Annotated in this window: 1 protein-coding gene; it reads left to right on the top strand. The window is 68.1% G+C overall.

What is annotated here, in order from left to right:
* Positions 1-25 precede the first annotated feature (25 nt).
* Complete coding sequence (locus ADK60_RS24915) at positions 26-439, top strand: roadblock/LC7 domain-containing protein (RefSeq protein WP_043468791.1); 414 nt, start codon at positions 26-28, stop codon at positions 437-439.

Here is a 439-nt window from a genome sequence, read left to right as displayed (position 1 = left end):
CACCAGGAGCGTTGAGTTGAGTCAGATGAGCCAGGCCGCACAGAACCTGAACTGGCTGATCACCAATTTCGTGGACAACACCCCTGGGGTGTCGCACACGGTGGTGGTCTCCGCGGACGGCCTCCTGCTGTGCATGTCCGAGGGTTTCCCTCGTGACCGCGCAGACCAGCTCGCCGCCGTCGCCTCCGGCCTCACCTCCCTCACCACCGGCGCCAGCCGGATCTTCGAGGGCGGCGAGGTCAACCAGACCGTGGTCGAGATGGAACGGGGCTTCCTCTTCCTGATGGCCGTCAGCGACGGCTCCGCCCTCGCCGTCCTCGCCGCCCCCGACTCCGACATCGGCCTGGTCGGCTACGAGATGGCCCTCCTCGTCGACCGCGCCGGCGCGGTCCTCACCCCCGCACTCCGCGCAGAACTCCAGGGCAGTCTCCTGCACTGA

Origin of the sequence: Streptomyces sp. XY431 (genome assembly GCF_001279805.1) — a bacterium.
GTDB lineage: Bacteria > Actinomycetota > Actinomycetes > Streptomycetales > Streptomycetaceae > Kitasatospora > Kitasatospora purpeofusca.
Note: the sequence above shows the minus strand (reverse complement) of the source record. Positions and strands in the feature narration are given on the sequence as shown.